Raw genomic sequence first — 26,147 nt, forward strand, 5'->3', positions numbered from 1 at the left:
GCGGTGCCGCTGACCGACTCTGCATGAACACCATGTGCACCCGGACAACACCCGGCCACAGCCAGCAAACTGCGGGCCGGAGCGGGATCAGGGAGGAGCGTCACATGAACATAGGTGAATTCGCCCGGTTGTCGGGGTGCACTCCCAAAGCCATTCGTTTGTATGAGCAACTGGGCCTCCTGAGCCCTCAGCGCCTTGGCAGTTAAGGGACAGAGTCAAACGCTGGCGTCATGTCAATCGAAGGTGACAGCACAGGAGCAGGCACTTCAAAGGTCATCGGTTTTGTGAAATCACACCACCCATGTATTGATTTAAATCGCGAAAATCCTTAACGCTCCATGAGTGCGGCGATAGCTTTACTCCATTCTCACGCAAGGTTCTTGGAATTAAATCGCCATTTGGGCGAAGTATTATCGAAGATACAATCACGCCCGGATAATCATGTAATCGTTTTTTGAAAGCGGAGGTTGTTAGATCAGGTGTAGGCGGATTGCTTTTATTAGCCAGCGGTCCTGTTGCTTTGAGATCCATTCCGTGGCACATGCTGCATCGCTGTAGATAGAGATTTTTGCCATTAGCATTATCCGCGAAGGATGGCGATGTTTGAGTCAGCGATAACATTCCTAGCGCAGCGATGAACAATCTTTTCATTTTTTTATCTTCCTTGATGGGATCCGCGTCGATTGGACGAGATTTGGGGCGCGGGAAAGATATCAGCCATCGCGTCGCCACACACCGTCATTTCTGATGCCCATTAAACCAACACGTTTTCCCGGCGCATCCCGGTGACCATTCTTGGCCAATTTCTGCCTGTTACGACCTGCTGAAACCGACCGGAGGCAGAGGGTCGTTTGATCCGAATCAAGCTGAATTGCCCAGGACACGCCGATAGTCCAACTATGCTGATCGGAGCATTGCATTGAGTTGATTCTGTGTTCACTTTCGCTGTACGCGCTGTGCTACCGGGTCGGGCACCTCCTGCAGCTTGCTGGCGTTTTTCTCCCTCCTCAGGCATGGCGAAAACAGGGTGAAAATTATGGTGGCGCTGACTAAGAAACCTTCGACAGCCAAGCCGAGCGACACCGATGTCGGCATGCTTTGCGAACTTCGATCACGGGCCGAGCGAGTTGCAGAAGGTCAATCGCTGCGTGAGCGTGTGCCGCGAAGCAGTCATGCCACCTGGCTGCAACCCGCCAACCGCCGCGACCCCGTCGCGATACTCGAACAATCGAGCAAGGGCCGCTTGCCAGAGCTCCTGCCCATTCGCTATGGCCGTATGCTGCACAGTCCGTTTACCTTTATGAGGGGCTCGGCGGCACTCATGGCCCACGACCTCGCGACCACGCCCAGCACCGGCATCCGGGTCCAGGCCTGTGGCGACTGTCATCTGCTGAACTTCGGTTTGTTCGCCACCCCCGAGCGTAACCTGGTCATTGACATCAACGACTTCGACGAAACCTTGCCCGGGCCCTGGGAGTGGGATTGCAAACGTCTGGCGGTCAGCTTTGTCTTGGCTGCACGCGATATTCACCTGTCCGCCGCCGAGGCCAGGGACTGCGTTCTGGAATGCGTTTGTGCCTATCGGCAACGCCTGCGCGAATACTCCCGAATGAGTCCTATGGAGGTCTGGTACGCGCGTCAGGAGGTGGACAGCATCACCGCCATGGCTCAAAAAGGACCCATCAGAAAGAATCGCGAGGAGATCGCCGAAAAGGCCCATGCACATTTAGCAGAGCATCTGTTTCCGAAAATTGTCTGCGAGGAAAGCGGTCACTATCGCTTCATTGAACATCGGCCGACCCTTTTCCATGTCGCTGAAGCAGAATTCGAAGCGCACGTTCATGATCGGCTTTCCGACTACCGACAATCGCTGCCCGATGAGCGTCGGGTGCTGTTGGATCGTTACCGCCTGGAAGACTTCGCCATGAAGGTGGTAGGCATTGGCAGCGTCGGAACCCGGTGCTATGTCGTGTTGCTCGTCGACAAGGACGGACATCCGCTGTTGCTGCAATTCAAGCAAGCCTGCCGCTCCGTCCTGGAACCCTATTGTGGCAAGAGCCAATATCAACGGCAGGGCCAGAGAATCGTCGTCGGCCAGCGGCTGATGCAGTCCGCCAGCGACATCTTCCTGGGGTGGGTGCGCGGTCGGCAGCAGCATGATTTTTTCGTCCGCCAGTTGCGCGACATGAAGTACACCGCTCCGGTGGAAAAATTCTCGGCTGTGCAGCTTAAACGCTATGCGCAGGTGTGCGGATGGACACTGGCCAGGGCACATGCCAAGTCCGGAGACGCAGCGAGCATCAGCGGTTATCTGGGTGGGAGCGATACCTTTGACCTGGCTCTGGCGGCGTTTGCCCAATCCTATGCGGATGAGATTGAGCGCGATCATGCGGCCCTGGTGGAAGCTGTACGCGCCGGGCGGATACAAGCGCAGATCAACGAGTAGCCCGCTTGGGTCAATGAAACCCGCTTGCTGGAGAGAAAGCGGGCAGTAGATGCGCTGCCTGGGACGTTGCCCTGCACGCTGAGAGCGCATCAGGACTTGTGATCGTTGTCAGCTTTCAAGTGAGCTATCTGATAAATATGATTAACAACCGCGAAGAAGAAGCCCGTGGATAAGCCGCACATGAGTATGCCGATCAAGCCCTCGGTCGGCCCGAACAACCGCCACGGTTTCGCGAGCGTCACGTCTCCGTAACCAATCGTCGCGTAAGTCACCCCGGAGAAGTAGAGGGCCGTTTCAATATCGGGCAGACATTTTTGCCACAGATAGAACATCCCCCAGATCGAGATCTCTAGCGTATGGAGCAGAATCAGGTAGGAGGCCACCCATACCAGTCTGCCAATGATGGCCCAGAGGTGATGTAGATGCAGCGTTTCCAACCGAGCCAGAGCCTTCAGTAACAAAGCCAGGCCGATTGCATGCACCATCACTGTAATGGCCGCCAGCCCCCATGCGAAGACGATAATTGAAGGCATCGGTGTTCCTCATGGAGGCTGTGACAGGGATCGATTGCCGCCTCGCAGAGGCTCTGGCGATAAGCATCCAATCGGCGGGTCAACGCAAAGGACCTTGACCCGTTGTTGGGCTGACGCACTTGAGCATAGTGCACTGAGAATTCCGGCAGTTTCCTCGGTGACCCATGCACCTGACAGCGCCGTCAAGCCCATGCAATGACACACAGCCGACCCTTTTGCATTTGCGCTCACTGACGCAACTGCGCGCAATGATCCTGTTCCGGTTGCGCCGCCGTGTACCACACGTAATCAGCGTTCTCGGCGCTCACGGTCTTGCCCGCTTCGGCCAACACCAACACCACGTTGCCCTGGGCGGCGCCGAGGTCTTTGAGGTGCAACGGCACCCCCAGGTCCTTGCGCACATGGAACGCCCCGGCCAGCAACAGGGCAGGGGTTGGCGCGGCCAGCAGGCGTTCGGCCATGCGCCGGTCGCGCTGCTGTTGCACAGCGAGCATGGCCGGCAGCAGCGCTTCAGGTAGCAACCCGCAATGGGACCCTCGGATGTCGTCCAGCAGCGTGGCTTGAACCTGTGGTGTGGTGGAGGCTTCGCCACTCAGCATCGGGCGCTGTTGGTAGATTTGCAGGATCTGCGACCGGTCGAGGTTGGCCGCCAGCAGCGGGTAGGGTTGACGCAGCGCGTAGTTGACCACTGCCCCGTAAACACCCCAATCCCAATTGGCTTGCCAGGCCAGCGCCTGATAAGGATCGGCCGGCGGCTGACCGGCACGGCTGGCGGCCTGCGCCGCATCGACCCTGGCTTGTTGGTCGGGGTTGAGCATTTCCATCAGCAGACTGCCCTGGGGACGTTGCGCCGCCAGTTCGCGCAGCAGCCAGAGTTGCAGCGCGTGGTGATCGGGGTTGTCGTGTTGTTCACCCACCAGCACCCGGGGCGCGCCAGCCAAGTGCTCGACCAGTTCCTGCGGGGTCAGGGCGCGACCGGTGGCCAGTTCACGGATCACCCCGAAATCGGTGTGATCCCGGCCTTGCGGAGCAATCGGTGCCGGTGGCGCTGCTGCTTGATGGGATTGGCAGGCAGCCAGCAGGCTGAAGAGGCAGAGCAACAGAATGCGCATCGGTTTTCCTTATCAGGGCCCTTGATTCACCACCTGAGGATGGGTGATCAGCGCGCGATAATCAAAGGATGGCCACGTTCCGGGTGGCGATGAATCAGTACCTGCAAGCCATAGACCGCTTCCAGCGCTTCGGCAGTCAGGACTTCGTCCGGGGTGCCGTAGGCGTGGGGGCGACCTTCCTGCAACAGCAGCAGGTGATCGCAATAACGCGCGGCAAGATTGAGGTCGTGCAGGATCACCAGCACCGCCGCGCCGCGCCCGGCGAAATCGCGCACCGCTTGCAGGGTGGTGTGTTGGTGCAGCGGGTCGAGCATTGACGTCGGTTCATCGAGCAACAGGGTCTGCCCCTCGGCGCCCGGCCACAATTGCGCGAGCACCCGCGCCAGGTGCACGCGCTGGCGCTCACCCCCGGACAGGGCCAGATAACTGCGTCCGGCCAGGTGCAAGGCGTCGGCGGCGCTGAGCGCCTCGGCGACGATTTGTGCATCGCGCACCCGGCCACTGGCATGGGGTAAACGGCCCATGGCTACGACTTCATTGACCGAAAAGGCGAAGTTCAGGCTCGAACTCTGGGGCAACACCGCCAGGCGTCTGGCCCGCTCCTGACCTGGCCAGTCGCTCAGCTTTTGCCCGTCAAGGCTGACCGTGCCCTCGCTGGCCGCGAGCTCATCGCACAAGGCCGCGAGCAGGGTGCTTTTGCCGGCGCCGTTCGGTCCCAGGACGCCGAGGACCTGGCCCGGATGCAACTGAACATCGATGCCCGCCAACACGGTGCGACTGCCGCGCCGTACTGCCAGGTTGTTTGCGCGCAACATCAGGAACGCCCTCGCACCAGCAAGTACAGGAAGAAGGGCGCACCGATGAGTGCCGTGACGATGCCGATCGGCAATTCGGCCGGCGCCAACAGCAAACGGGCGACCAGATCCGCCAGCAGCAACAGGCTGGCACCGGCGAGCAATGACGCCGGCAACAACACCCGATGATCTGGACCGACCAGCAGGCGCATCAGGTGCGGAACCACCAGGCCGATAAAGCCGATCAACCCCGCGGCGGCCACGGCGGCACCGACACCCAGCGCCGTGCACAACACCAGTTCCAGTTTGACCCGCTCAACGTTGAAGCCCAGGTGACGCGCTTCCGATTCGCCCAGCAGCATCGCATTGAGTGCCGCTGCGCGACGGGGCAACCACAACGCCACGCCCACGGCCACGATCAGCAACGGCCACAAGCGTGAATAACTGGCACCGTTGAGGCTGCCCAGGTTCCAGAAGGTCAGGGTGCGCAGCGTGGCGTCATCCGCCAGGTAGGTGAACAGCCCGACCCCGGCGCCGGCCATCGCCGTCATGGCCACGCCTGCCAACAGCATGGTCGCGACGTCGGTCTGGCCATTGCGGCGCCCGAAGCGATACACCACCGCCGTGACGATCAGGCCACCGACGAACGCACTGACCGACAGCAGATAAGGTTCGATGGCTGGCGGCAGTCCACCGATCAGGCTGCCGCCGACAATGGCGAGGGCCGCGCCCAGCGCCGCACCGCCGGACACGCCGACCAGTCCCGGATCAGCCAGCGGGTTGCGAAACAGCCCCTGCATGGCCACGCCGGACAATGCCAGCACCGAACCGACCGCGATGCCGAGCAAACTGCGCGGCAGACGGATTTGACCGAGAATCAGCTGCGCCTGCTGGGTATCGGCGCCGTCCAGGGGCAGCCCGAGCAGCCTAAAACCCGCCAGCCAGGTTTCGCCCAGCGGCAGGCTGACGGGCCCGAGGGCCAAGGACAGCCAGAACACCAACAGCAGCAACAGGGCCAGGCCTGTCAGCAACGGACGCGGCCGGATAATCGCCGTCATCGCCGGGCCCCGGCAGTCCGGGCCAGGCACGCATCGGCGCAGAGCAGAAGGGGTTTCACAGGCATCTGGGACTTCCTTGGTCGATCAAAGATGTAGACGGTGGCGGCAAGGTCAGGCACCACCGGTGACTGATGGCTGAAAAGATCAGACTTTACTGGCGGCCAGGTAAGCACCCAAACGCCGTCCCATTTCCTCGCCCAGGGTCTGCAAGCCACTGAGCGGACGAACCATGACCTCGAACTCGACGATTTTTCCCTGTTCGTTGAAGCGGATCAGGTCGATGCCTTTGAGCTGTTTCTCGCCGACCCTGGCGCTGAATTCCAGCACCACATTCAAGCCGTCGGCGGTGGCCAATTCGCGGTGGTAGGCAAAGTCCTGAAAGACGTTGAACACCGTGTTGAGAATCATCGAGACCACCGGTGCGCCCGGGTATGGCGTATGGGCCATCGGCGAGCGGAAGATCGCGTTCGGGTCGAGTAACCCGGGCAGGGCACTCAAGTCGCCGCTGCGGATCATCGCGTGCCACTGGTCCAGGGACGCGGCGGCGTCGGCTTGCAGTTTCAGTTCAGACATTTTCAACTCCTGTTTTTTGTTGTTGTTCAAACCTTGCCTGATGCGGTTTCTCGACGGCGCCGGGTAATGGCCTCGACGGCATCGTCCGCCCACACACTGTAGATCGCCGGGCCGGGATGAAAACCATCCCGTGCCATCGAACCGGCCACGGGCGCCAGGCGGGTGGTCAGCATCGTACAGTGATCGTTGCCAGTCGCCAGCCCGGCGAGCCGTGTATTGAAGCGCGCCGCCCGATTGCCCAGGTACCAGCGCAGCGGCTGCGGCAATGCGGGAAACAGGTGCATGGGTGGAAGCGGGGACATGACGATCTGCGTCGCCGCGAATTTATCGCGCAGCACATCGATCAACTGCTGTTGCAAGGTGATCCACTGATCGACCGACAACGTGCTGGTGACATCGTTGACGCCAATGGACAGCAGCACCACATCGAAGGGGTGCGGCGGGTGCTGTTCGAGCAGATCCAGCAGCGCCCGCGAGTCCAGGCCGGAGCGCGCCCAGAGCTTCCAGAGCACCCGATGATCCTTGGCCAGACGGCTGACCACTTGACCGCTCAGGGCTTCAGTCTGAGTCGATGCGCCGACACCGGCAGCGGCGCTATCACCCAGAATCAGCACACGAAGGTCTTTGCCGGAGCCCGCCACACCTTCGCGCTCGCCCTCGGCTTCCGGAAGCTTTGGCGTGACCCGACGGGTGTGCGCACCCTGCATGAGCAACAAGGGGCCGAGCAGGATGTTGGCCAGCGTTTCAATCTTGCTCATACCGAGGCTCCTGAGAGAAGAGCCATAGATTCGCTTAAAAATCGCCCACGAAAAAGCCCGGCTGATCAGGCCGGGCTTTTTGCGGGTATGGCGGTGAGGCGATGTGTTCAGGCGACGGTGTTGCCTTGCAGACGGTCGGAACCATCGGCGGCGACGGTGTTGCCTTGCAGACGATCAGAGCCATCAGCGGCGACGGTGTTGCCTTGCAGACGATCAGAGCCATCAGCGGCGACAGTGTTGCCTTGCAGACGATCAGAGCCATCAGCGGCGACGGTGTTGCCTTGCAGGCGATCAGAGCCATCAGCGGCGACGGTGTTGCCTTGCAGACGGTCGGAGCCATCGGCGGCGACGGTGTTGCCTTGCAGGCGGTCCGAACCATCGGCGGCGACGCGGTTTTCGATCAGGCGGTCCGAGCCACCTTCAGCCACACGGCTTTCAATCAGACGATCCGAGCCACCTTCAGCGACAACAGGCTGAACAGAGGTCGCGGCAAAAGCGTTAACGGCGAAGATCGAAAAAGCGATGCTGAGGATGGTTTGGCGTTTCATGATCGTGTGCTCCAGGGGTGTTGTTTGTTGGGTATGGAGCCCATGTTACGCCGCGGATTTTTTAAGAGAACTTCATTGAGTCAATGGTGACTATCGACGCAGTCAATGAATGGACCAAGGCACTTTGTGCAGGCACCGGCTTGCTGGCGATGGCCATCTCAAGGGCACCATCGCCCTCCCGCTGGATACCGCTGGCTTCATTGCTCAGCGATACAAAGCTCCCCGGTGGCGCGTATCAGCGCCTGGCCATGCAGCGCATCCTTGATCAGGCCGGAACGCTGGGCGGCCAACCAGGCCGGGCAGTCCGGGTCCACGCGATAAGGCGCGAAATCGGCGTATTGCTGCAGCAGTCGGTTTTGCAATTCGTCCAGTTGTGGCCTGATTTTATTGAGGTCCGGCCGCGGCACATCAGGCGCCTTGCTCGCCGCTTGCCACTGCGCCAGCAAGCCATACTGCACCAATTTGTTGGCTTCGATCTGGGCGGCGATCAACTCGGCCGCGTCCTCCGGGTCCACTTTGTGTTCGATCGCCTGCCGGCGGGCATTGGCGATGACCAGCGTCTCCCGGGCGGTATCCTGGATCGGCTTGCCACTGTCCCATTTGGTCAGTGCCACCTGATCAGCAAGATTCAAGCGCTCGTTGATCGTGGCCAGCAGCGGTTGCAACGCATCAGGTGCCGGGGTGGGAGCCGCGGCCTGGGTGCCACTGGCGAGAACGCCAAGCAGGGCTCCCGTCAGCAGCTGTGAAAGGCGTGAAAAGTGGAGCATAAGCAAACCTCATCGGGAGCGGAGTTCATACAGAGGTCTTGTGTAGCACAGGCGCGCCGAACGGACGAGTGGTCGCGACGCAATCAAGCGGACTGAGGCTCGGCCAGCCGCCGCTCAATCTGCGCCAGCTCCCAGGTGCTGAGCAGACTCACCGGGTCGGTGCCGTAACGCTGCCAACCGGCGAGCGTACGACCGTCCGCGCTGAGGCAATGCAGGCAGTGGCTCAGCTGATGCGCCTCGACCTCCAGCGTCAGGCGCCAACCCTCGATGTCTACCAGCACCTGGCCGGCCACGGCTTGTTCGTCCAGGCGCGTTAACGTACGAATGCCTTGGGCGACGTCACGCAATTGCTGATAAACCTCGCGGGCGGTCAAGGGGGGCACAAGTGTCTCCGACAGATACAGGGCAGGGGGAATGGGGTGGCACAGGATAATCGATCAAGCACAAAACGGGTGCCCATGAAAAAGCCCGGCTGATCAGGCCGGGCTTTTTGCGGGTATGGCGGTGAGGCGATGTGTTCAGGCGACAGTGTTGCCTTGCAGACGGTCGGAACCATCAGCGGCGACGGTGTTGCCTTGCAGACGATCAGAGCCATCAGCGGCGACAGTGTTGCCTTGCAGACGGTCGGAGCCATCAGCGGCGACGGTGTTGCCTTGCAGACGGTCGGAGCCATCAGCGGCGACGGTGTTGCCTTGCAGACGGTCGGAGCCATCAGCGGCGACGGTGTTGCCTTGCAGGCGGTCGGAACCATCGGCAGCGACGGTGTTGCCTTGTAGGCGGTCGGAACCATCAGCGGCGACGGTGTTGCCTTGCAGGCGATCCGAACCATCGGCGGCGACGCGGTTTTCGATCAGTCGGTCAGAGCCACCTTCAGCCACACGGCTTTCAATCAGACGATCCGAGCCACCTTCAGCGACAACAGGCTGAACAGAGGTCGCGGCAAAAGCGTTAACGGCGAAGATCGAAAAAGCGATGCTGAGGATGGTTTGGCGTTTCATGATCGTGTGCTCCAGGGGTGTTGTTTGTTGGGTATGGAGCCCATGTTACGCCGCGGATTTTTTAAGAGAACTTCATTGAGTCAATGGTGACTATCGACGCAGTCAATGACTGTACGGCGGCGCTTTAGGCAGGCGCCGGTTCGTTTTATCAAGCGCCCCCGGGTACACACACACACACACACACACACACATCACCGTGCAATCGCCAACCACGAGAGCCGTCAACAACCTGCCGCGCATGACACCTGAATCAATCCGGCTGCTCGTCATCCGCAGGCACCAACTTCCAACTGTCATCCGGATCAAACAGCTTCATCGACTGCGCCAGCTTTTCACCTTCCGGTCCCAGGTCTTTCTCGAACACCTGACCTTCATGGCTGATCATGAAACTCATCACGCCGCTCTCGCCGTACTTCGCCGGCCAGGCGATCAGTGCAAAGCCCCGGCTCATCTTGTCGCCGATCAGGTAGCTATAGGCACCGCCGGGCGCCGAAGGACCCTGGCCATCGAGGATGCGGAAGCGGTAACCATGCCAGTCCTGGCCGGCAATGGTCTTGCCGAACGAAGGGCCCAGCGGGCTGATCTGACCACTGTTGTCGTCCGCCCAATAGAGCCCGTCGTGCTGGCCCGGGGTGCTGAAGATTTTCTGCGCATATTCAAGGGCGCCGTCACCGTCACGGTCCACCGACGCGTAGTCCATCTGGGCGTCGTGATAAGCCAGCGCCGATTGCACCGCGGCGAGTTCGTTGCGGCCAATTTGGCGGGCGCGGATCTCGGCGTTGCCAGCCTTGATGTCGAAGCGCCAACCTTGCGCGCTTTTGACCAAGGGAATAGGCAGTGTCCAGTGATCAGGCCCCACCGACAGAATCGCCTTGCCGTCGCTGGTTTTTTCAATGCTGTGTTGCTTGCGGTATTGCTTCAAAAACGCATCCACGTCTTTGCGCTCCGCGCCTGCGCGCGGGATGTAGGTGCGCCATTCGTTGCCCAGTAACTCGCTCAGGCGTTTCTGGTCGGCATGTTTTGTGCCCAGTGCTTCGACGAATGCCTGGGCGGCCTTTTCCGGGGTTGGAAATGCCTGCTGCGCCATGACCAGGCATGACCAGGCCAAACCGGTCGTGATCGCCAGGGCATGACCCAGCAGGCCCTTGAGAGCCGGAAATCGAGGATGATTATTCAACGGCGGCCCCCACTTTGACGCGCGGGTGGAGTGGACGGCCGACTGATCTGTTGACCGGCTGAACGCGAAGCGCTGGGACGCTGAACGGATGCCTCGCTGGCCCGGCCACGACTGGCTTGCAGGTTGGCCTGGGACGGCGAGCGCGCGCCGGCGAAGGCATTGTCGCGGGCACTGCCCTGGCTGGCGGTCTTCGCGGCCGTCCGGTTTTGCGTGGTCTGGCGTGCCTGTGCATTGCCCTGTGTGCGTTGATTGACCTGCGCCGTCTCTTTCCTGGACGTCTGATTCTCCCGAGTATTCCTGGTCGTGCCCTGGCTTCTGTCAGCTGCTTGCGGTCTATCGGTGGCCCTGGACCTGTCGGCTGCCTTGGGCCGGTCTGCCCCGGCTTGCAACCGATTGCCCGAGTCTCGCGCCTGGGCTTCGCGGGCCCGATCCCGGGCTTCGAGGTTGCTGGTGGCCGGTCGTTCGATGCCGTGTTTGTCCATCGAACTACGGGCCCTGTCACGCGCCTGGGCACGCTGGGCATTGTCCCCCCGATAGGCCTCACGTTGATTGGCACCGTCCAGTTGACGGCCGTACTGTTCGCGGCTCCTGGTGTCTCGATAGGGCACGCCATTGCGATGCACGGGGTTGTGCTGCCAGCTGTTATTGGTGATTCGGTTGTTGCCATTGATGTTGTTGTAGCGATTGACGTTGATGTCGACGTCGTTATTGCCCCAGTCGCATTGCCCCCACAACGCGCCGATGATCGCCACACCGGTCCCGAACGCCAGCCCGGCGATCAGCGCCTGACCGGGGTAATAGGCCGGTGGCGGTGGATAGTAGGCTGGCGGCGACGCTGGATAAGGCCAGGTGCCGTAGGTGGTGGTCGGGTTATAGGTGGGGACGTACACCACCTGCGGATCAGCGGGCTGAATGATGATGGTGGAGCTGCTGCTGCTGGCAGGGGGCGGAGCGGACGCTGTGGTCGTGGGGGCCGCTGCCGGGGCGGGTGCCGCCACGTTCTGGATGGTCACGTTCTGATACTGGTTGCTCTGCAGGTTGCCGGCGGCTTGTGCCTGATGACGCAAGCGTTGCACCCCCTCCATGACATCGTCTGGTTGTGCCAGGAAGGCATCACCCAAGCGCTGAACCCACACCGGGTCCTGTCCCAGCGTCGCCAGGACCTGGGGGAAGGCGACCAGCGCCTGCACACTGGGGTCCCACGGCTGGTTTGCCACTTGCTTGACCGCGTCATCGCCCTTGGCGTCCGGACTGGCTTTCGACCAGGTGACCGCTTCGGCGACTTCCCCAGGGTAAGTAGTAGCCATCAACACCTGTGCCAGCAATGGGTCCGGGTAAAGCGCGATGGGCGCCAGCATCTGATCCAGTTGCTCCTGGGTAAACACGGCATCTTTCGCGGGCACCGGGACCGGCGTGGCTGGGGCAGGGTTGGCGGTGGGGGTGGCGGTCTCCGCGGTCTGCGCAATGCAGGGCGCGCCGCTCAAAAACAGCAGCGCTGACAACGCATAAAGAATTGGAAGGCGCATCGCAGCTCCCTGTGATCTGGCAATTGGAAAGGAGTGGATCAATGCCAGGGAGGTGACAGCTGACTTTGCAAGCCACAGACCTCGATGCCGTTCAGTAATAGTAGCAAACAAAAAATATCTGCCACTGAGATCGGCGGCGCAGCGAGGGAGGGACTGACTGGGGGGTAAGCAGGTGGGCGCCAGATGGGGCAGTCGACCGACTACCCCCGAAAATCCAAGAAGGTTTTGCACGCGAAAAAATGGCGCCTCAGCCGTCCGTTCTCACCTTGGGAATGTACGCGGCACTGCCGGATTCATGGGCGTGAAACAGGCGGGCTCCGTTGTTGGGCCTGGTGGTGATCAACTGATGATCGGCAGTCAGATAACCCAGGGGCAACCGATTGATGTCTTCGTACTGTTCGAAAATGATCGTCCGTTCGGGATTCCAGCGCTCGCCACTTTTCTTCTCCAACCACGCCATGAGCGCCGGGCTGCCACCGGTTTTTGGGAGGTCCGAGTCCGGCAGTACGTAGTAGAACGGTGAGCCGTGGTTTTGCAGGTACATGGGCAACTTGTTGTCGACGTCTACCAGCACCAGGCGCCATTCGTTCCACGGCGCCGTTTTGCTGGCTTCGGCACGCACATCCTTGGTGAACTGCATGACACCGCCGTCTCCGCCGTTGGTCCAGGGGTAGACGACGCCCAGAATCAACCATAAAAAAACAGCCGCGCCGGCAATGCCCTTGGTCCAGCCGGGGCCGCTGACTTTACCGGCAGCCTCGCGTTCGGCCATGCGCCGGGTGACCCACCAGGCCGCCAGCAATTGGGCAAACGGCACCAGCGGCAATACGTAATAACTGCGCCGGCTGCCACTGGCGGTGAAGAACAGGAACAGCAACCCCAGGCCGCCGATCAGCCAGCGAACGTTGGGCTCGGTGTGCTTCCAGCTGCGCACGGCCACCCACAGGCCGAGTATCCAGCAGGGAGCCCAGGGCAGGGTGTAGACCGGCAGATAAAGCAGATAGGTGTAGATCGGGCCAAATTGGTCGAAAGGATGAAAGAACCGGACCACGTTTTCCCGAAAGACCAGATCCAGCCCGCTCTGTTCATAAGTTGGCGTGCCATAGCGGTGCGACAGCAGGAACGGCAACATGTAGAACGCGCCCGCTACCAGTAGCGCCAGGCACAGACGTGGATTGAGATGGTTTTTCCAGCGCCCTTCGCCCAGCAGGTGCGGCAGCAGTATCAGGCCGGGAAGAATGAACCCGATCAAACCCTTGAACAGCGAGGTCAGCGCCAGTATCAGAAAAAATACGAGATAGCGGCTCAGGCGCGTGTCGTTGGGACCGCGCCAATACCACCAGACCGCACCCAGGACACCGCAAACCGTGAGGATGTCCGCCGTGGCGACCCGAGCCCAGAACACGAAAAAAAACGTCGTTGCCAGAAACCAGCCAGCGATCAGGCCCGTGCCTTTGCGATACAACTGTTCGCCGATCAGGTAGACCAGCCAGACACTCAGCCACGCCGACAAGACCGAGGGCAGGCGTAGGGACCAGTGCCCGAGGCCACCCATCAAGTGGGCCGTGGCCGTGATCAACCAATAGGAGGGCAGTGGCTTGTCGTAATAGGGCATGCCCTTGAGATAAGGGTCGAAATAATCGCCAGTTTGCAACATTTGCAGGGCGATGTTGGCCCAGCGGGTTTCCGGGCCCCAAAGCTCTCTGGCGCCCAGCCCGAAAAGCAACAAGAGCGCGGACACGCCCAGCAAAAGTGACAGCGCCCCCTGATCACTTTTCAGAAAGCTGACTAACGATTTTTTCATGAATGGTTCGCACGTTGCGCTCACCGTGACGTCGGCGAAGCGGCTGAATCGTCAAGGCTATCGGTTGAAATGTGATGAAATTGTCAGTAGATCGCGAACAAATCATTGGCTGCGATTCAAGTCCAGTTAACACATGCATTAATGCTGGGCTGTGAATAACGGCATGAACAATTGTTCATGTAAGGACATTAGAGGGGTGAATTGCCGTGAACACGAAAAAGCCCGGCTGATCAGGCCGGGCTTTTTGCGGGTATGGCGGTGAGGCGATGTGTTCAGGCGACGGTGTTGCCTTGCAGACGGTCGGAGCCATCAGCGGCGACGGTGTTGCCTTGCAGACGGTCGGAACCATCAGCGGCGACGGTGTTGCCTTGCAGGCGATCAGAGCCATCAGCGGCGACGGTGTTGCCTTGCAGACGGTCAGAACCATCGGCGGCGACGGTGTTGCCTTGCAGGCGGTCGGAACCATCAGCGGCGACGGTGTTGCCTTGCAGACGATCCGAACCATCGGCGGCGACGGTGTTGCCTTGCAGGCGGTCCGAACCATCGGCTGCGACGCGGTTTTCGATCAGGCGGTCCGAGCCACCTTCAGCCACACGGCTTTCAATCAGACGATCCGAGCCACCTTCAGCGACAACAGGCTGAACGGAGGTCGCGGCAAAAGCGTTAACGGCGAAGATCGAAAAAGCGATGCTGAGGATGGTTTGGCGTTTCATGATCGTGTGCTCCAGGGGTGTTGTTTGTTGGGTATGGAGCCCATGTTACGCCGCGGTTTTTTTATGAGAACTTCATTGAGGTGATTGTGAACATCGACGGGATTGATAGGGCGAGCAGAACACCGTTGGTGAGCATGATGAAGAGGCGACGCCTATGCGGCGGCACATTGATTACATTGGGTATCAACTGTAATTCGCGATCATGCCGTTATCAGTAAAGCCAATCAGAAATAGAGTCCGCCTGACGATGATGTCTTCCGCGCAGTTAAGGTGCCTCCCATGATTCAAAGCATGATCAAAACGGCGGGTCTGGCCGCCCTGCTTGTCGCAAGCGCGGCAATGCCCCTGGCCCAGGCACAACCCTTGCCACTCGATAAAGTCGGTGCCTTGCATAATGAAGACGTGGAATGGCGCAACTTTCCGGCTTTTCCGAGAGAAGTGAAACTCGCTGTTATCGCCGGCGACCCCAGTAAACCTGCACCGTATGTAGTGCGAGTCAAAGTGCCCAACGGCATCAAGTTAATGCCCCATACCCATCCGGAAGATCGTATCTACACCGTCATGTCCGGTGTGTTCTACATCGGCTTCGGCACTGTTTTTGATCCAGACAAACTGGTGGCGTATGGTCCGGGGAGTGTGGTGATACTCCCGGCCAATACGCCGCACTTTCATTGGGCGAAATCAGGGGAGTACATCTCGCAAGTCTACGGAACGGGGCCGCTGGGGCTAAAGTATGTGGATGACCATGACGATCCGCGCAACGCGTCGAAGTGACAACGCCGCGTCCAGGTCAATACCCCTGTAGGAGCGAGCCTGCTCGCGAAAAACCCAACGTCGCCGCAGGTGCCCGATTGCCAACGAAGCGGGCGCCATCAAGCAGCCCGCGTTTTCACACAACCTGGTGCACCACGGAGACACGCCCGGTGCGCCAGGCTGGATATCCGACAATCCGGGATTACGTAGTGGGCAATTGCGCCGACCAGTGTTTCATCTCTTCGGCAATGAAGTGGTTAACCAAGTCGCTATACAACTTTTCGATTGCATCCGGGCTCAGGCCTTCGGCCTCTGCCCATTCACGGCGGGTCGCGAGCATGGCATTGAATCGCTCCCGGGCACGCACCGAGGCCGCAGAGGTCTTGAATTTCGAAGCCGCAAGCACGTACTTGAAACGCTTGCCCAACAGCTTGATAACGGCCCGGTCGAGGGCATCGATCTCGCGTCTGATGTCCTCCATTCCGGCACATTCTGAGGGTTGCAATTGATTGGAAACGTCCATGTGAGTCACTCCCTTTGCTGAAATAAATCGTTAAACGGCTGATGTGTCATTCAGGGTCTGACTTTCCCGAGAGTCTCAAGCCGGTTACCTACCGATAAGCTCTCTTGCAGTGTCTGCCAATTGGCCACCCACCCGCGCTTTTAGCGTTTCTACGAAGCGGGTTATCTTCGCATCGACAAACTGGCGGGACGTGTAAACGGCATAAACATTGCGCTCGTAGGTATGGTACTCCGGCAAAACGCGCACGAGTTGTCCCGAGCGCAGATCGTCGATGGCCGAGAATCCGGCCAATAAGCCAATCCCCGCTCCGGATCGAACAGCGACTGCCATTGCATCCATATCATTTACGCTAAAGCTCGGCCCGGTGGGTACGAAAGTGGCGGTGCCGGATTTGCTTCTCAGTTGCCATTCATCCCGTGCGTAATCAACGGTTCCCAGCAACAGGCACTGATGATCGTTGAGGTCTTCAGGCTTCGCCGGCGGTGCATGTTGTGCCAGGTAGGCAGGGGACGCGACCAGCACGCAATGACTGACCCCAATCTTTTGACTGACGTACGCTGAATCCGGCAGCGTTCTGGCAATCAGAATTGAAACATCCAGTTGGTCTTCCAGCAGGTTCGGCATCCGTTGGGATAGCAGCAAATCGACCGTGACTGCCGGAAACTCCTTGCGGTACTCAAGGACGGCGCTGGTCACCAGATGACGCGCAAGGCCGGGCACGCTATGAACCCGTAGCGTGCCCTTGGGTTCCAGGATCGAATCACTTGCTTCGGCTTCAGCGTTTTCGAGGTCGGCCAGGATTGCCGTACAGCGTTCGTAAAATCGTCGACCTGCGTCAGTCACGGAAAGACGGCGAGTGGACCTTTGCAGCAGGCGGGCATCGAGCATTGTTTCGAGCGCAGAAACGGCACGGGACACATTGCCGACGGTCGAGTCCAGATGGTTGGCCACTGCAGTGAAAGTGCCCATCTCAACGACTTTTACGAACACAGACATATTTGAAAATTTGTCCATCCCTACCGTCCTTTTCTACCGGTTTAACGCTCAAATTACAGAGAAAATCCACTGAGGCTGTTCAGTGCTCGTGAGCGCAACGCCACCACCCACCGACCCCGCATCATGGACGTTGACTGTTGAGGACACAACTCAACGACGGCGCATGATCTTCCCTCTGCACACAACATTGATTCCCTCGTGGCTATCTAAATCAAACCTGTCGCCCTCCATAGACTTGATTGCACGGACCGCCTGAACCGGCTCTGTCGCAAACCACCGAAGCGAGGGTTTACACAGCGCGCTTCGGCCCGATTCCTGACAATCAAGTGAAGGCCACATCGATGAACACACCATACGACGCGCTCTATCTTTTCATTGGGGGTGAGTGGATCAGCGCTGAAGGGCGCGACACCGCAGCCGTCATAAACCCAGCCACAGCAAGTGAAATCGGACGTGTGCCGCTGGCCACTTCAGCCGACCTTGACCACGCCCTTGAAGTCGCCCGGCTCAGCTTCCAGACGTGGCGTCAGATGGTGCCAGACCAGCGCGCAAAAATTCTCAAACGTGCCGCTGATCTTATCCTGGAGCGAGCGCCACACATCGCATCCCAGATGACGCTGGAGGAGGGCAAACCCCTTGGCGAAAGCATCGACGAGGTCACGCGTGCAGCGGAGTATTTTGAATGGTTCGCCGAAAGCGCCCGCCGCATCGATGGCCGCGTCGTGCCGGCCAACCGCCCGGGCGTGTTGCAACTGGTGAAGCGCCAGCCAATCGGCCCGGTCGCAGCCTTCACGCCCTGGAATTTTCCGGCCATTACTCCGGCTCGCAAGTTGTCAGCTGCTTTGGCGGCAGGTTGCAGCGTCATTCTCAAACCCGGTGAAGAGAGCCCTTCCACGGCGCTGGCCCTTGCTCGCGCCCTTGATGATGCGGGCTTGCCCAAAGGCGTTTTGCAAGTCGTTTTCGGTGTACCCGATCAAGTCTCCAGCCACCTGATTGCCTCGCCGATCATTCGCAAGGTGACCTTCACCGGTTCCGTACCGATTGGGCGACTGCTGTCGACCAGGGCAGCCGCAGGCGTCAAGCCAATCACTTTGGAACTGGGCGGCCACGGCCCTGTGCTGGTGTTTGAAGACGCCGACATTGAAAAGGCGGCAGTAGAAGGCGTGGCGAATCGGTTCCGGGGGACAGGGCAAGTCTGTATCTCGTCAACACGCTTCCTGATCCAGCGTGGTGCTTATCAGGCGTTCACTGATCACTTTGTTGCAGCAACCAACGCCCTGAGAATCGGCAACGGCCTGCATCCCGATACTCAGGTCGGGCCACTCGCCAACCCAAGGCAATTGTCAAAGATGGAAGAACTGGTGGCTGACGCCGTCGAGAAAGGCGCGCGGGTGCTTGCCGGTGGCGAATGCCTGCCAGGACAAGGCTTTTTCTTCCAGCCCACCGTTTTGGCTGATGTGCCCATGGACGCTCGGGTCATGCATGAAGAACCCTTCGGCCCGATCGCGATTTTGATGCCCTTCGATACGTTGGCCGACGGCCTGGAAGAGGCCAACCGCCTTCCCTACGGGTTGTCTGCGTACGCCTTTACCGCTAACGCTCGAACCGCCATTGACGTCGCAGATGGCCTCGAGGCCGGAATGATCGGGATCAATCAATACCGAATTGTTGCTACTGAGCTTCCCTTCGGCGGCATGAAGGAGAGCGGTCATGGCTCAGAGGGCGGCATTGAAGGCATCGAACACTATCTGACCAACAAATTCATCAGCCAGATTTAAGGACGCCCGAAATGTCGAACATCAATTTCAGCAGCCCTCGTGAAGCCGCCAGAGCGTTCACCCCAAAGCTGGCGCAGTTCGTCGACGCTACGCTCTATCCGCAAATCTGGAGTGATCCGGCACTGTCTCCACGTGACCGCAGCCTGATAACGGTGGCTGCATTGATTGCCGGTGGTCACTCCGAAGAGCTGCCTGCGCACCTGCGGCGCGCGGTCAGCAATGGGGTCACCCATGACGAAATATCCGCAGCGATCACCCACCTGGCGTTCTATGCAGGTTTCCCGGCCGCCATCACCGCGTCCGCCATTGCCAATGCCACATTCACTCAATCGCAGGCGAAGCAACCATGAAAGCCATCACCATTGAAGAATTCGGCCACCCCGACGTACTGAAGTTGAGCGATGTTCCCGACCCGCTAGTACGCCCTGCCGACTTGCTGGTGCGGGTCTATGCGGCCGGTGTCAATCGCGCGGATCTGACGCATCGCACCGGTGGCTACGGGCGTCCTGATTTCGGAGATTCGCCCATCATCGGGCTTGAGATCGCAGGCGAGGTCATTGAAAAAGGCAATACCGTCGTTGGTTTCGAAGTGGGGGATCGGGTGATGGGCGTGGTGGGTGGCGGGGCGTATGCCGAGTTGGCACGCATTGACTACCGCATGGCCATGCCAATTCCTGCTCAACTGGATTACGTGCACGCGGCGGCGATTCCCGAGGTGTTTGTCACCGCTCATGAGGCGCTGATGCATCTGGCTCGACTCAAGCCAGGTGACTCGGTCTTGATTCATGCCGCCGCGGGTGGTGTTGGCTCCGCTGCGGTGCAGCTCGCTTACGCCACAGGTGCGACGGTTTATGCGACAACCGATGGCAGCAAGTTATCCCGCGTCGAGCATTTGGGTGCCGATGTCGCCATCGACTACAAGAACAGTGATTTCGCCGAAGTCATCGCCAGCAAAACCGATGGCCGGGGTGTCGATGTCATCATCGATTTCGTCGGCGAACCTTACTTCGCCCGCAACCTGGCTTCACTCGCTAACGGCGGGCGGCTGATCCAGGTTGGCATCCTTGGCGGTGGCGGGAAGGTCGCCCTGGAGCTGGAGCATATTCTCTACCGTCACCTGCAAATCATCGGCACGGTCATGAAATCCCGTACCCAGCCGGAGAAGCACGACATGATCAAGCGATTCCGCGAGCATTGGCTTGAACGGTTCGAAGGGGGAGGAAGCCTGGAGCCGGTAGTCGACAGCACTTTCCCCCTGTCACGCGCCGCAGATGCCCATCACAGGATGGAGTCGTCCGAAAACGTCGGGAAGATCATTCTCACGATGCAGCCTGCGGACTTGCTCTAAGTCCGGTCTTCTGCGAGAAGTGCCTGCCAAAGGTGCCGATACTCAAGTCTCAGGCCGTCTGCCGGCGTATAGCGAGAATCGCAGCGCCAAACCCGATGAATGTGACCCCCACCACCCGGCTAACCCATCGGGACAACTCGGGGCGAACCAGCAGGCCCTTGGCGCGTGAGGCCAGCGCGGCATACAGGCTCAACGACGACACTGAAAGCGCCATGAAAATCGCGGTCAGGATCATGAATTGTGGGAACAGGGCTGCGCCTTGATCGATGAACTGCGGGAATAACGCCGTGAAAAACAGCGTCGCCTTGGGGTTGGAGAGGGCGGTAAAAAACGCCGACCTGTACAGTTTTAGCCGTGTGGGCCTGCGGCTCAGGCCCTCATGAATGCCATCAGCCAGCAGCGGCGTCTTATTGAGCAACTGCCTCACCCCCAGGTAGAACAGATACCCGGCGCCAACAATCTTTACCATGTTGAACAACCCTTCGGAGCTGGCAAGCAGCGCCCCCAACCCTAGCATTGCAGCCCCCGACAGGCAGAACAGGCCAGTGGCATTGCCCAGCGAGGACCAGATCGTGCTGCGTTGTCCGTGGGCGAGGCTGTTGTTGATCGCCATTAATGTCGCAGGCCCGGGGCTGGCGATGGCAATCGCGGCGACCAGGGTAAAAGCCAGCATCGTGTTCGTGTCCATGGGTCCAGGCTCCTGAATAACTGAGGGTATGCTACCGGAGACTTCGTTACCTGATGATGCAAATTACGCATCACCTACAGGAGTCACCGAAGCCCAGCCAACAATGATGGGGAAACTGTGTATCGCCTCACGGAGAAAGATGTTCCCGTCGATGGCTTCTGCTCAGTTAGCCAGACGCGTGTCATCACCCGGAGGAGTGCGCAGTCGATAAAAGCCTTGCAGCGCTCGATAAAATCCAGGTCCTCCTTTATGGCGCTCGGGATGGCGCTCGGGCGTAATCTAAAAAAGCCTTGCCGTCAGAATGGTCGGGAGTCCTGAGCAGATGTCAGGGTCATAACCACCGATATGCCGGAAAAAACCGATAAATCCAATATTCTGCCGGGTCCCGCCCGGCATTTCGCACACTCATAATTGGCTTACAACAAAGGGACACCCCTAAGGAGCGTAAGCCATGTACAAAGACCATATCGTCAAGGCGCGCATGACTGACAGCGCCCTGTTCATGGGGGGAGTCGCTGCAGTCATTTTCATCATCACGCTGGTCTGCGGTGTAGGTGAAGGCCGTCTTTCCACGTTGATGGGGCCAATCGTTCTCGACTTGAAAGCTCCTCTGGCGCGTGACATCGCCGTCGGGGGGACCTTCACCATCACGGCCGTACTGAATCTGTTCATCCTTGGGCGGTTTCCCTTGCGGGCGCAGATCATTACGGTCTGGTGCGAATTGCTGGTGCTGTTCCTTTTATTCTTCGACACCTTCAATCTTTCTTACAGCTTCATCGCGACCAAAGTCGGCTTCATGATCACCCAAGGGGTTTTCACCACCGTCTACGTGTCCGCGATTTCCATTGCCATTGCGTTTGTCCTGGCATTGCTGGGAGCGACCGCGCGTTTATCTTCCAACGGTTTCGCCATTGCCATCGCGAGCTTCTACACCTCGTTTTTCCGAGGTGTTCCGCTGCTCATCCAGATCTATCTCATTTACCTGGGCATTCCTCAGCTCGGCTACGTGGTCGGCGCCGTGCCGGCAGGGATTCTGGCGCTCTCGCTCTGCTACGGCGCCTATATGACGGAGATCTTCCGTGCGGGGATCAGCAGCATCCCGCGGGGTCAGTGGGAAGCCTCCCGGGCGATTGGCCTGAACCCATTTCAAACAATGACCCGGGTCATTCTCCCGCAGTCCATGCGCCTGATCATTCCGCCCACTGGCAACCAGTTCATCTCGATGCTCAAGGACAGCTCACTGGTGTCCGTGATCGGCGTCTGGGAACTGATGTTCCTGGCGCGAACACAAGGACGCGCCGAGTTCCGTCACCTGGAAATGCTCATCACCGCAGCCGTGCTGTATTGGCTGCTGTCGATCGTGCTGGAAACCGTTCAGTCGCGTCTGGAAAAGCACTTCAATCGCGCCCACCGCTGAATCAGGAGCCTTACGATGAATCAGCCGTCAGCTTCAGCAGTCACTGCCCCGTATCCCGCCATATCGATTCACGAGATGCAAAAATGGTATGGCGATTTTCATGTGCTCAAGGGCATCGACCTGCACATTTCCAGCGGCGAAATAGTGGTCGTCTGTGGTCCATCGGGTTCCGGAAAATCGACGTTGATTCGCTGCCTGAATCTGCTGGAAGACTTCCAGAAAGGCAAAGTGTTCATCGACGGAATCGAGTTGACCCGCAATGCCGCCTGCGTGGCCAGCATCCGGCGCCAGGTCGGCATGGTCTTCCAACAGTTCAATCTGTTTCCGCACATGACGGTATTGGAGAACCTGATGCTGGGTCCGCGCCTGGTGAGCCGGCTCGATGAGTCGCAGGCTCGCCAACTGGCCTACGAGTACCTGGATCGAGTGCGGATCGGGAACCAGGCGGACAAGTACCCCAGCCAGCTCTCCGGCGGTCAGCAGCAACGCGTTGCCATCGCCCGGGCCCTCTGCATGCGACCACGCATCTTGCTGTTCGACGAACCCACCTCGGCACTTGATCCCGAAATGGTCAAGGAAGTGCTGGATGTCATGGGCGAGTTGGCTCAGGACGGCATCACGATGGTGTGCGTCACCCACGAGATGGGGTTTGCCCGGCGGGTCGCCGACCGGATCATCTTCATGGATCAGGGTTGTATCGTCGAGCAGGCCAAACCCAATGATTTTTTTGAGAACCCACAGCATGAACGCGCCCGAGAATTTCTGTCACAGATTCTCAGCCACTGAGCAGCATCGTCACACCGTCCAACGTCATCGATAAAAACAACAAAGACCTGCACTCAAACACCTGGAGGCTTACTCATGATCTCGATCACTCGCTTCTTCACCACAGCGGCTATCGCCACAGCCGTCACGATCAGCTCAGGCGCCGCCTGGGCGGGCTCGACCCTCGACCGCATCCATGAAACCAAGGTGATCAAAGTGGCCACGGCCGCCAACTGGCCACCACAATCGTTCCTGGGGCCGGACAACAAGTTGCAAGGTTTTGATATCGATGTTGCCACCGAAATCGGTCGACGCCTGGGTAGCAAGGTCGACTTCGTCACCCCCGAATACGGGATCATCACCGCAGGGCGCTGGTCGAATCGCTGGGACTTGTCGGTCGGTTCGATGACGCCAACCACCGAGCGCTCCCGAGTCCTCGACTTCCCCGCGATCTACTACTACACGCCCTATGTATTCGCCGTGCACAAGGACGCGGCCGGGGCAAAGGCGGCGGACCTGAACGACAAGATCATCGGCGTCGAAGCAGGCACCACGTCGGAGGACTATATCAATCGCCGGCTCAAGATCGACGCCGCCGATGTGCCGGCGTTCACCTACGACGTCACGCCCGGCGAGGTGAAGACGTATGGCGACAGCATGGGCCCCTTGGATGATTTGCGTATGGGCAACGGGGTCCGACTGAACGCCACCCTGTCTGCGCTTCCAACCGTCGTCGCGGCCGTCAAGAATGGCTATCCCATCGTACGCGTGGAAGGCAAACCCGCTTACTACGAACCGCTGGCCATCGCCGTGGATAAAGGCGATGAGGCGTTCAATAGCGAATTGAGCAAGGCCATTGCGCAGATGAAAGCCGACGGAACGCTCAAGCAACTTTCCGAGAAGTGGTACGGCGCCGATCTCACCCAGGTGCAATAACTCCGGGTGCAATAAATTCCAGAGCAATAAACCCAATCATTGCAGGCGCCCGTTCCAGACGCGGCGCCCTGTATGACTGCGCCGCGAAGAAGGACAAGGGACTTCATGTACACGTATAACAACAATTACTACACCGCCACGATGAACGACACGACTGAGCGCGCGGCGCTGTCAGGCAATGTCCAGGCCGATGTGTGCGTCATCGGCGCGGGCCTGGCGGGGCTGAGCACGGCCTGGGAGTTGGTCTCACGAGGAAAGTCCGTGGTGCTGCTCGAGGCAGGCCGTGTTGCCTGGGGGGCCTCCGGCCGTAACGGTGGCTTCGTCCTTCAGGGCTGGTCCGAAGGATTGTCATCCATCGAGCGGCGCTGCGGAAAAGCGACAGCCGCCGCCCTGTTCAAATTGTCGCTCGAAGGTGTCGACACTGTTCGCGACATGATCGCCCGTCATCAACTGCCAGGTTGCTCGCCAACGCCTGGAAAATTGAGCGTGGTTCGCTACGAGGATGGCGATAATCTCAAGCGTTTGCGCGACAGGATGGCGACGGATTTCGACTTCCACCTCGACTACCTGGATCGCCAGGCCGTGCGTGAAAAGCTGAAGACGGAGCGGTATTTCCAGGCTCTGCGCGATACCCATGGATTTCACTTCCATCCCTTGAACTATTGCTTGGGCCTGGGCCGGCTGATTGAACGCAACGGGGCAAAGATTTACGAACAGTCGCCGATGACCCGTGTCGAGAGCCGAAACGGGCGACACCGAGTCATCACTGCCCGGGGCACTGTCGATTGCGCCAACGTGGTGTATTGCTGCGGCGGTTATGGCGGCCCCGAGTTCGGTAAATTACGCCGTGCCTTTCTGCCCATTGCGACCTACGCGGTACTGACCGAACACTTGGGCGAGCGTCTGGCCGATGCGGTAGGCACCACCGATGCCGTGGGTGATAATCGCCGGGCCTCAGACTATTACCGAATCGTCGAAGGTGACCGACTGCTCTGGGGCGGTCGTATCACCACCAGGAACCTGCAGGACGAAAAGCGCCTGGGGCAGTTGCTGACCGAAGACATCCTCGATGTGTATCCGCAATTGCGCGGCATCAAGATCGAAAAAGCCTGGTCGGGACTGATGGGTTATGCGCGGCACAAGATGCCTCACATCGGCCCTCTCGGGAAGGGGCTATGGGCATGTACATCATTTGGTGGCCATGGTATGAACACGGCGCCTATCGGCGGGCGCGTCATTGCCGAAGCCATTTGCGGCGAGACCAATCGCTACCGTCTTTTCGATGCCTACGGCCTGGAATGGAATGGCGGCCCGCTCGGCCCGGCTGCGGCGCAAACGGTATATGCCGGCCTGAAAATGATGGACAAGTTTCAGGAAACGCGTTCGCAGTACAGGGCGAGTCAAAAAAACTGAAAATCACAGTGAGGTCAAGGCAGTGTTGATGGATGCGCACAATCCCGGTCCGTTGTTTAACCTGACTGATAAGGACCGGCAGTTGCTTGGCCTGCTGCAGGCCAACGCCCGCGAGCCCACGGCATCCCTGGCACGTAAACTCGAGGTCTCACGCTCTTCGGTGCAAGAACGCATCGCCCGCCTGGAAAAGGCCGGGGTCATTACCGGTTACAGCGTGCGCATCGACCAGAACAGACTCCAGCAGACAATCAACTGTTTCACCATGACCTCTTGCACCAACAAGAGTTATACCGATGTCATGACCTCGCTTCGCAAGATGGATGCGGTGCAGGCGGTGTATGCGGTCTCGGGCGAATCCGACTTCATCATCCATCTCGCCACGTCGACGCTGAGTGAACTCAATGCCGAGCTGACCCGGATCAACATGATCAAAGGCGTGGCGCACACCGCGTCGCATATTGTGATGGAAACCAAATTCAGCCGGAAATTGACGGTTTAACGCCTGCCCATCAACTCAGCGACCCAATCGATGAACACGCGCAGTTTGATGCTACCCCCGCCATCGACCAGATTGCCGACACTGACCGGCGTGGGCGTCACGTGGCTTTATGGTTATCAGTTCGAGATCAAGGTGATCGCCCGGCTGCCAGAAACCATCGGGGGATGATCTGGTCAGTGATTACGTAAGGGAGCGGTACGGAAAGCGGTCCATCATGAACCTTT

General features: G+C 59.4%; 29 protein-coding genes and 1 pseudogene. 12 read left to right on the forward strand and 18 right to left on the reverse strand.

What is annotated here, in order from left to right; all coding sequences use genetic code 11:
• Positions 1-104: 104 nt before the first annotated feature.
• On the forward strand, positions 105-206 hold the full coding sequence (locus GQ39_RS33165; protein ID WP_236693077.1) for a MerR family transcriptional regulator: 102 nt from the start codon (positions 105-107) through the stop codon (positions 204-206).
• A gap of 67 nt (positions 207-273) precedes the next feature.
• Here GQ39_RS33165 and GQ39_RS31245 read toward each other — a convergent pair whose 3' ends face one another.
• Complete coding sequence (locus GQ39_RS31245; RefSeq protein WP_081997847.1) at positions 274-651, reverse strand: c-type cytochrome; 378 nt, start codon at positions 649-651, stop codon at positions 274-276.
• A gap of 334 nt (positions 652-985) precedes the next feature.
• On the opposite strand from GQ39_RS31245, the gene GQ39_RS04860 reads away from it, so the two are divergent.
• A complete protein-coding gene (locus GQ39_RS04860; RefSeq protein WP_236693078.1) occupies positions 986-2,446 on the forward strand; it encodes a DUF2252 domain-containing protein in 1,461 nt (486 codons plus the stop codon).
• An 89-nt stretch (positions 2,447-2,535) separates the two neighbouring features.
• Here GQ39_RS04860 and GQ39_RS04865 read toward each other — a convergent pair whose 3' ends face one another.
• From GQ39_RS04865 to GQ39_RS04930, 14 genes are all read right to left on the reverse strand, one after another.
• A complete protein-coding gene (locus tag GQ39_RS04865; protein ID WP_047527786.1) occupies positions 2,536-2,979 on the reverse strand; it encodes a potassium channel family protein in 444 nt (147 codons plus the stop codon).
• 227 nt (positions 2,980-3,206) lie between these two features.
• Positions 3,207-4,091, reverse strand: a complete 885-nt coding sequence (locus GQ39_RS04870) for a ChaN family lipoprotein (protein ID WP_047527788.1) — start codon at positions 4,089-4,091, stop codon at positions 3,207-3,209.
• 47 nt (positions 4,092-4,138) lie between these two features.
• Positions 4,139-4,906, reverse strand: a complete 768-nt coding sequence (locus tag GQ39_RS04875; protein ID WP_047527790.1) for a heme ABC transporter ATP-binding protein — start codon at positions 4,904-4,906, stop codon at positions 4,139-4,141.
• Positions 4,906-5,889 carry a FecCD family ABC transporter permease gene (locus tag GQ39_RS04880; RefSeq protein ID WP_177329347.1) on the reverse strand — a complete coding sequence of 328 codons (984 nt, stop codon included), beginning with the start codon at positions 5,887-5,889 and terminating at the stop codon, positions 4,906-4,908. The genes GQ39_RS04875 and GQ39_RS04880 overlap by 1 nt, the downstream gene beginning before the upstream one ends.
• 198 nt (positions 5,890-6,087) lie before the next feature.
• Positions 6,088-6,516, reverse strand: coding sequence for a nuclear transport factor 2 family protein (locus GQ39_RS04885; RefSeq protein WP_047538451.1), 429 nt, complete (start codon positions 6,514-6,516; stop codon positions 6,088-6,090).
• 26 nt (positions 6,517-6,542) lie between these two features.
• A complete protein-coding gene (locus GQ39_RS04890) occupies positions 6,543-7,274 on the reverse strand; it encodes an SGNH/GDSL hydrolase family protein (protein WP_047527794.1) in 732 nt (243 codons plus the stop codon).
• 107 nt (positions 7,275-7,381) lie between these two features.
• Positions 7,382-7,822: a hypothetical protein gene (locus GQ39_RS04895; RefSeq protein ID WP_047527796.1), complete on the reverse strand. Its 441-nt coding sequence runs from the start codon at positions 7,820-7,822 to the stop codon at positions 7,382-7,384.
• Between the two features lie 197 nt (positions 7,823-8,019).
• Positions 8,020-8,589 carry a chorismate mutase gene (locus GQ39_RS04900; RefSeq protein WP_047527797.1) on the reverse strand — a complete coding sequence of 190 codons (570 nt, stop codon included), beginning with the start codon at positions 8,587-8,589 and terminating at the stop codon, positions 8,020-8,022.
• 83 nt (positions 8,590-8,672) lie between these two features.
• Positions 8,673-8,972: a DUF7693 family protein gene (locus GQ39_RS04905; protein ID WP_047527798.1), complete on the reverse strand. Its 300-nt coding sequence runs from the start codon at positions 8,970-8,972 to the stop codon at positions 8,673-8,675.
• A gap of 135 nt (positions 8,973-9,107) precedes the next feature.
• Positions 9,108-9,587, reverse strand: a complete 480-nt coding sequence (locus GQ39_RS04910) for a hypothetical protein (RefSeq protein ID WP_047527800.1) — start codon at positions 9,585-9,587, stop codon at positions 9,108-9,110.
• A gap of 250 nt (positions 9,588-9,837) precedes the next feature.
• Positions 9,838-10,674, reverse strand: a complete 837-nt coding sequence (locus tag GQ39_RS04915; protein ID WP_052193704.1) for a DUF2950 domain-containing protein — start codon at positions 10,672-10,674, stop codon at positions 9,838-9,840.
• 86 nt (positions 10,675-10,760) lie between these two features.
• Complete coding sequence (locus tag GQ39_RS04920; RefSeq protein ID WP_047527802.1) at positions 10,761-12,290, reverse strand: DUF3300 domain-containing protein; 1,530 nt, start codon at positions 12,288-12,290, stop codon at positions 10,761-10,763.
• 247 nt (positions 12,291-12,537) lie between these two features.
• Positions 12,538-14,094: an ArnT family glycosyltransferase gene (locus tag GQ39_RS04925; protein WP_047527804.1), complete on the reverse strand. Its 1,557-nt coding sequence runs from the start codon at positions 14,092-14,094 to the stop codon at positions 12,538-12,540.
• A 272-nt stretch (positions 14,095-14,366) separates the two neighbouring features.
• Positions 14,367-14,807, reverse strand: a complete 441-nt coding sequence (locus GQ39_RS04930; RefSeq protein ID WP_047527796.1) for a hypothetical protein — start codon at positions 14,805-14,807, stop codon at positions 14,367-14,369.
• 279 nt (positions 14,808-15,086) lie between these two features.
• Between GQ39_RS04930 and GQ39_RS04935 the strand changes: the two genes are divergently transcribed.
• Positions 15,087-15,581: a cupin domain-containing protein gene (locus tag GQ39_RS04935; protein ID WP_047527805.1), complete on the forward strand. Its 495-nt coding sequence runs from the start codon at positions 15,087-15,089 to the stop codon at positions 15,579-15,581.
• Between the two features lie 181 nt (positions 15,582-15,762).
• Here the strand turns inward: GQ39_RS04935 and GQ39_RS04940 are convergent, their stop codons facing one another.
• Complete coding sequence (locus GQ39_RS04940; protein ID WP_047527806.1) at positions 15,763-16,083, reverse strand: isochorismate lyase; 321 nt, start codon at positions 16,081-16,083, stop codon at positions 15,763-15,765.
• A gap of 84 nt (positions 16,084-16,167) precedes the next feature.
• Positions 16,168-17,097, reverse strand: a complete 930-nt coding sequence (locus tag GQ39_RS04945) for a LysR family transcriptional regulator (RefSeq protein WP_047527807.1) — start codon at positions 17,095-17,097, stop codon at positions 16,168-16,170.
• 323 nt (positions 17,098-17,420) lie between these two features.
• Between GQ39_RS04945 and GQ39_RS04950 the strand changes: the two genes are divergently transcribed.
• From GQ39_RS04950 to GQ39_RS04960, 3 genes are read left to right on the forward strand one after another with little or no spacing between them, the layout of a single operon-like run.
• Positions 17,421-18,857 carry an NAD-dependent succinate-semialdehyde dehydrogenase gene (locus GQ39_RS04950; protein ID WP_047527808.1) on the forward strand — a complete coding sequence of 479 codons (1,437 nt, stop codon included), beginning with the start codon at positions 17,421-17,423 and terminating at the stop codon, positions 18,855-18,857.
• Between the two features lie 11 nt (positions 18,858-18,868).
• Entirely contained in the window at positions 18,869-19,207 is a 339-nt protein-coding gene (locus tag GQ39_RS04955; RefSeq protein ID WP_047527810.1) for a carboxymuconolactone decarboxylase family protein, read from the forward strand.
• The gene (locus tag GQ39_RS04960; RefSeq protein WP_047527812.1) at positions 19,204-20,205 is read left to right on the forward strand and encodes an NAD(P)H-quinone oxidoreductase; all 1,002 of its coding nucleotides are present in this window, start codon (positions 19,204-19,206) and stop codon (positions 20,203-20,205) included. The genes GQ39_RS04955 and GQ39_RS04960 overlap by 4 nt, the downstream gene beginning before the upstream one ends.
• A 49-nt stretch (positions 20,206-20,254) precedes the next feature.
• Here the strand turns inward: GQ39_RS04960 and GQ39_RS04965 are convergent, their stop codons facing one another.
• The gene (locus tag GQ39_RS04965; protein ID WP_047527813.1) at positions 20,255-20,893 is read right to left on the reverse strand and encodes a LysE family translocator; all 639 of its coding nucleotides are present in this window, start codon (positions 20,891-20,893) and stop codon (positions 20,255-20,257) included.
• Between the two features lie 451 nt (positions 20,894-21,344).
• Between GQ39_RS04965 and GQ39_RS04970 the strand changes: the two genes are divergently transcribed.
• The 6 genes and pseudogenes from GQ39_RS04970 to GQ39_RS32155 form a co-directional block, all read left to right on the forward strand.
• Positions 21,345-22,310: an amino acid ABC transporter permease gene (locus GQ39_RS04970; RefSeq protein WP_047527814.1), complete on the forward strand. Its 966-nt coding sequence runs from the start codon at positions 21,345-21,347 to the stop codon at positions 22,308-22,310.
• A 15-nt stretch (positions 22,311-22,325) separates the two neighbouring features.
• Entirely contained in the window at positions 22,326-23,096 is a 771-nt protein-coding gene (locus GQ39_RS04975) for an amino acid ABC transporter ATP-binding protein (RefSeq protein WP_047527815.1), read from the forward strand.
• Positions 23,097-23,171: 75 nt separating this feature from the next.
• On the forward strand, positions 23,172-24,011 hold the full coding sequence (locus tag GQ39_RS04980) for a transporter substrate-binding domain-containing protein (protein WP_047527816.1): 840 nt from the start codon (positions 23,172-23,174) through the stop codon (positions 24,009-24,011).
• Positions 24,012-24,116: 105 nt separating this feature from the next.
• A complete protein-coding gene (locus tag GQ39_RS04985) occupies positions 24,117-25,424 on the forward strand; it encodes an NAD(P)/FAD-dependent oxidoreductase (RefSeq protein ID WP_047527817.1) in 1,308 nt (435 codons plus the stop codon).
• 28 nt (positions 25,425-25,452) lie between these two features.
• Positions 25,453-25,923 (forward strand): Lrp/AsnC family transcriptional regulator, encoded by a 471-nt coding sequence (locus GQ39_RS04990; RefSeq protein WP_047527819.1) that lies wholly within the window; start codon positions 25,453-25,455, stop codon positions 25,921-25,923.
• Between the two features lie 75 nt (positions 25,924-25,998).
• A pseudogene (locus GQ39_RS32155) lies at positions 25,999-26,091 on the forward strand (RidA family protein); the annotation flags it as partial.
• Positions 26,092-26,147 lie beyond the last annotated feature (56 nt).

The organism is Pseudomonas sp. 11/12A, assembly GCF_000800055.1.
GTDB classification, from domain to species: Bacteria; Pseudomonadota; Gammaproteobacteria; order Pseudomonadales; family Pseudomonadaceae; genus Aquipseudomonas; species Aquipseudomonas mohnii.

Coding starts and splice junctions, on each gene's coding strand:
- GQ39_RS33165 (WP_236693077.1), top strand. CDS start 105: ATGAACATAGGTGAATTCGCCCGGTTGTCGGGGTGCACTCCCAAAGCC.
- GQ39_RS31245 (WP_081997847.1), bottom strand. CDS start 651: ATGAAAAGATTGTTCATCGCTGCGCTAGGAATGTTATCGCTGACTCAA.
- GQ39_RS04865 (WP_047527786.1), bottom strand. CDS start 2,979: ATGCCTTCAATTATCGTCTTCGCATGGGGGCTGGCGGCCATTACAGTG.
- GQ39_RS04870 (WP_047527788.1), bottom strand. CDS start 4,091: ATGCGCATTCTGTTGCTCTGCCTCTTCAGCCTGCTGGCTGCCTGCCAA.
- GQ39_RS04875 (WP_047527790.1), bottom strand. CDS start 4,906: ATGTTGCGCGCAAACAACCTGGCAGTACGGCGCGGCAGTCGCACCGTG.
- GQ39_RS04885 (WP_047538451.1), bottom strand. CDS start 6,516: ATGTCTGAACTGAAACTGCAAGCCGACGCCGCCGCGTCCCTGGACCAG.
- GQ39_RS04890 (WP_047527794.1), bottom strand. CDS start 7,274: ATGAGCAAGATTGAAACGCTGGCCAACATCCTGCTCGGCCCCTTGTTG.
- GQ39_RS04895 (WP_047527796.1), bottom strand. CDS start 7,822: ATGAAACGCCAAACCATCCTCAGCATCGCTTTTTCGATCTTCGCCGTT.
- GQ39_RS04900 (WP_047527797.1), bottom strand. CDS start 8,589: ATGCTCCACTTTTCACGCCTTTCACAGCTGCTGACGGGAGCCCTGCTT.
- GQ39_RS04910 (WP_047527800.1), bottom strand. CDS start 9,587: ATGAAACGCCAAACCATCCTCAGCATCGCTTTTTCGATCTTCGCCGTT.
- GQ39_RS04915 (WP_052193704.1), bottom strand. CDS start 10,674: ATGGCGCAGCAGGCATTTCCAACCCCGGAAAAGGCCGCCCAGGCATTC.
- GQ39_RS04920 (WP_047527802.1), bottom strand. CDS start 12,290: ATGCGCCTTCCAATTCTTTATGCGTTGTCAGCGCTGCTGTTTTTGAGC.
- GQ39_RS04925 (WP_047527804.1), bottom strand. CDS start 14,094: ATGAAAAAATCGTTAGTCAGCTTTCTGAAAAGTGATCAGGGGGCGCTG.
- GQ39_RS04930 (WP_047527796.1), bottom strand. CDS start 14,807: ATGAAACGCCAAACCATCCTCAGCATCGCTTTTTCGATCTTCGCCGTT.
- GQ39_RS04935 (WP_047527805.1), top strand. CDS start 15,087: ATGATTCAAAGCATGATCAAAACGGCGGGTCTGGCCGCCCTGCTTGTC.
- GQ39_RS04940 (WP_047527806.1), bottom strand. CDS start 16,083: ATGGACGTTTCCAATCAATTGCAACCCTCAGAATGTGCCGGAATGGAG.
- GQ39_RS04945 (WP_047527807.1), bottom strand. CDS start 17,097: ATGGACAAATTTTCAAATATGTCTGTGTTCGTAAAAGTCGTTGAGATG.
- GQ39_RS04950 (WP_047527808.1), top strand. CDS start 17,421: ATGAACACACCATACGACGCGCTCTATCTTTTCATTGGGGGTGAGTGG.
- GQ39_RS04955 (WP_047527810.1), top strand. CDS start 18,869: ATGTCGAACATCAATTTCAGCAGCCCTCGTGAAGCCGCCAGAGCGTTC.
- GQ39_RS04960 (WP_047527812.1), top strand. CDS start 19,204: ATGAAAGCCATCACCATTGAAGAATTCGGCCACCCCGACGTACTGAAG.
- GQ39_RS04965 (WP_047527813.1), bottom strand. CDS start 20,893: ATGGACACGAACACGATGCTGGCTTTTACCCTGGTCGCCGCGATTGCC.
- GQ39_RS04970 (WP_047527814.1), top strand. CDS start 21,345: ATGTACAAAGACCATATCGTCAAGGCGCGCATGACTGACAGCGCCCTG.
- GQ39_RS04975 (WP_047527815.1), top strand. CDS start 22,326: ATGAATCAGCCGTCAGCTTCAGCAGTCACTGCCCCGTATCCCGCCATA.
- GQ39_RS04980 (WP_047527816.1), top strand. CDS start 23,172: ATGATCTCGATCACTCGCTTCTTCACCACAGCGGCTATCGCCACAGCC.
- GQ39_RS04985 (WP_047527817.1), top strand. CDS start 24,117: ATGTACACGTATAACAACAATTACTACACCGCCACGATGAACGACACG.
- GQ39_RS04990 (WP_047527819.1), top strand. CDS start 25,453: ATGGATGCGCACAATCCCGGTCCGTTGTTTAACCTGACTGATAAGGAC.